Below are 3,117 nucleotides of genomic sequence, written 5' to 3' on the forward strand. Positions count from 1 at the left end.
GAATTACCCACATCAGGTGTAAGGGTTGGAATAAATCCTCTCAGCCATTAAGCGCCCCTAGCCAATCTTCTATTGTAAGAATATTGTACAACATTTTCCACAAGCTGTAAACAAAAATCGTATAGTCAGCAATCAGTTTGTTATCCTGAATTTGTTTAGGCAGAGCGCCGTACGGGGAAACCTGTGCGGCGTTTTTTATCGTTCCGGTTCCTACTTTTGCTCTCTGTCTAGTCCGCTTCTTCCGGTAAGGGTTCATTCGTCAGCTCATATAATGCAGCGGTAAATTCAGCTACATGCTCTTTTTCCTCATTCATCAATTCACAAAATTGCTTTTTTACCCTTGGCTCCTCCGCCTCATTCATAAATCGTTGATATTTATTGATTGCGTGAAGCTCATCTTGAATCGCTTTTGTGAAACACCGAACAGCTGCCAGATCCTTTTTATGAGGCGGACTGACTTTTACATCTTCAGCGTCTTCTGTTTGATATTTTTTCGCCCAATTAGCCCGACTGCTTAACTTCTTCATCGTCAAATAATCCAGGTTTTGTTCCTTTAGCATTTTTCTTTGAACCGGATCCAACCATGAAATCAGCCGCATAATCTCAACATAATGCTGCATCTCGTCTTCCGCAGCATCCAGGAAAACTTCAGCTACACAAGGATTATTGATAGCGCAGCATAAATAATCTGCAATCGCGCCCCGCTCGTCAGCGGCTGACTCGCGTAACAAATAGAGGTCGCAATGATTGGGACAATCATCCATTTCATCCGGACAGTAATCAAACATATCAGCAGGGTTGTAATACTTTGGTCTTGGCATATTGAACCCTCCACTTCCTATAATAATGATCTGATATATTATATGGAAGAGATTGAGTTCGTGCTACTTTTTATGGTAATCATTCCGCCCCAAGTTCGATCAATAATCGCCCAGTCTGTTGAATAATCAGGCTGCTCATCATCCGGGTATGTGAAAAAATCCTAAACAAATCATACAGCAGCCAATCGAAAATAAACTATAGCGGCATGCCAATCCTTCCAAGAAAATTCGCTGCAGCTATCTTATCAATCATTTGCGCCCGCTTATGCCCGGGTTTCGTTTTGCTGCACTGATGGAGTATGCATCACATACACTTTAACCGGCTTAATGCCAAATTTACTGGCCTCCCTTAAAAATGCACAAAGAGGCCAAATTATAAAATCTGGCCTCAAAAATAAAACAGCTAATTAGCTCTGTCCTTTTACCTGAGAGATTCACTGATTTAAAATATAATCAGCTTGCTCCTTCGGTGCTCCACTGAGGCTCTCCAGAGTTTCGTCCAATAATGGTCCTTTTGCCTGAAAGCATAACATCTTCGGCGGATTATAAAATCTCTCTCCCATTACCTTCATACGAGGTTCGATATCAAATTAGTAGTACCTATATACTCTATCATCTATCTTATAAGCGTCAATGAAAAGTAAACATTTAAAACATCTGTTGATTCCGTTCGTATTGATAACCACAATCATTATCATACGCCTTCATTATTTCGCCTGAAGTTTTAAAAATATATCGGTTTCTCCCGTCATCATTTTTATCGCTTCAGCTTCTGATACCGGACGACTAAAAAAATACCCTTGCATAATATCACATTGATTGGCTTTAAGCCGGGATACCTGTAATAAAGTTTCCACGCCTTCCGCAACTACATTCAGCCCCAGAAGATGAGCCATTTTAATGATATACCTGATAATATGCGACCCGTTCTTTGTCGACGTTACCTTTTCAATGAAGGTTTTATCAATTTTTAAGGTATCGATCGGTAAGCTTTGCAAATAAGTTAAAGACGAATATCCCGTACCAAAATCATCTAATGCCAACGAGATACCTAACTCTTTAATTTGATTCATTTTTTTCACTGCATCATTAACCGAAAGAAGCATTTCGCTTTCCGTAATCTCTAATTCAAGCTGATGAGGAAAAATATGGGTTTGCTGAACAATCCCCTGAATGATTTCTATACAGTTAGCGGAATTTAATTGATGGGAAGATATGTTTACCGCAATTCGAGTGTTCTGTAATCCATAATCTGCGAATTTACTTGCAAAAGCGCACGCATGATAAAGCACCCACTTACCGATTGGATATATCAAATTACTTTGCTCTGCAATGGGAATAAATTCTTTGGGTGATATGTGTCCATACTCCCTGCTGTTCCAACGCAAAAGTGCCTCAAACCCAATAATTTTCTCTGTGCTGATATTCACTTGCGGCTGATAATGTATAAATAATTCCTCACGCTCAATAGCCTTGCGCAAGCTATTCGTTAATTGGATCCGATTAAGTATACTAAACTGCATCTCCGCATTGAAGAACTTCCAGCAATTCTTTCCGCTATATTTAGCTGCATACATAGCATTATCCGCATTTTTAACTATATCTTCGGCGGTATGCCCATCATTTGGATACATTGCAATGCCAATACTGGCAGAAATATGGAAACAAATCTCATCCACCCAATACTCCTTATTTATTTCATGGAGAATATTTTGAACCATATCTTTAACTTGCTGCTGCCTATATTTGCCCGGTATAACTGCGATAAATTCATCACCATGGATGCGGGAGACTATTTTCTCCGCTTGTAATGCACAATCAATTCTAGCACCCGACTCCTTAATAATTTTATCGCCAAAATTGTGACCATAGCTATCATTAAATAACTTAAGATCGTCAAGGTCAATAAATAAAACAACACCCTCCGCTTTTTCCAGTTCAATTGACTGAATCAAATACTCATTTATTTTTTGTTTATTGGGGAAACCGGTTAAATCGTCATAGTATGCCATTTTCTGAATAAGCTCATTTTTCCCCTGAAGCTTTTTATTGATTTCAATAAGCTCTTGATTCGTCAAAAATAAATCATCCATTCTCTCATGCACTATATCCTCCAAATTCTCATTCAAGATAGATAAATTCCAATTTGTATGATCCAGTTCTTCATTCACATTTTTGTATTATTTATATTTTCTACTATATATTTGAATATATTTCCTTTAAAATAACAAAATTTTACAAATTTATTGTGAAATTAAGCGAAAAAAAGTTACCGAGAAAATATTAACACCATACT

At 38.0% G+C, this 3,117-nt stretch carries 3 protein-coding genes and 1 riboswitch; all 3 genes read right to left on the minus strand.

The features are described from left to right. Window positions 1–40 precede the first annotated feature (40 nt). Window positions 41–256, minus strand: a complete 216-nt coding sequence (locus ABFC84_02885; GenBank protein MEN6411694.1) for a hypothetical protein — start codon at window positions 254–256, stop codon at window positions 41–43. Beyond that, window positions 228–821: a ferritin-like domain-containing protein gene (locus ABFC84_02890; GenBank protein MEN6411695.1), complete on the minus strand. Its 594-nt coding sequence runs from the start codon at window positions 819–821 to the stop codon at window positions 228–230. Before ABFC84_02890 ends, ABFC84_02885 begins: the two co-directional genes overlap by 29 nt. A 403-nt stretch (window positions 822–1,224) precedes the next feature. Continuing rightward, a riboswitch (glycine riboswitch) is annotated at window positions 1,225–1,322 on the minus strand. Window positions 1,323–1,528: 206 nt separating this feature from the next. Beyond that, complete coding sequence (locus ABFC84_02895; GenBank protein ID MEN6411696.1) at window positions 1,529–2,992, minus strand: EAL domain-containing protein; 1,464 nt, start codon at window positions 2,990–2,992, stop codon at window positions 1,529–1,531. Window positions 2,993–3,117 lie beyond the last annotated feature (125 nt).

The sequence above is a fragment of the Veillonellales bacterium genome, from assembly GCA_039680175.1.
GTDB lineage: Bacteria > Bacillota > Negativicutes > JAAYSF01 > JAAYSF01 > JBDKTO01.